Source organism: Oceanobacillus saliphilus (assembly GCF_023522835.1).
GTDB classification, from domain to species: Bacteria; Bacillota; Bacilli; order Bacillales; family Amphibacillaceae; genus Oceanobacillus; species Oceanobacillus saliphilus.
In genome coordinates this window covers 1-259 of the sequence record NZ_JALCZU010000210.1, presented here as the reverse complement: position 1 = coordinate 259, position 259 = coordinate 1, and the positions used below count along the sequence as shown (strand labels likewise).

1 protein-coding gene is annotated in these 259 nt (G+C 56.0%); it reads right to left on the bottom strand.

All coding sequences use genetic code 11. The features are described from left to right. Positions 1-224: pectinesterase family protein (locus MN204_RS21705; RefSeq protein WP_368858697.1), on the bottom strand; the 224-nt coding region annotated here is incomplete at its 3' end. Between the last annotated feature and the right edge of the window lie 35 nt (positions 225-259).

Below are 259 nucleotides of genomic sequence, written 5' to 3'. Positions count from 1 at the left end.
ACACCGTCGGTGTTTGGCGATGACTTGCTCCATTGGTTCCAGCCAGCTGCGCTGATCATAGAGTCAAGGTAGCAATCTACGTACGCAACGCGTGAGAAGCTATTCCAGGGACGGCCCAGACCAACGTTCGTAAAGCGACCAGCACCTGCGGCAGGTTTGATAGTGCACTGGTCGAACACGAAACCGGCGCTTGTGGTATTGGTGGTGCGCTTCGAGGCTGTAATGCTGATGCCGTCCTCGTTTGGCGAAATGGTGGAGG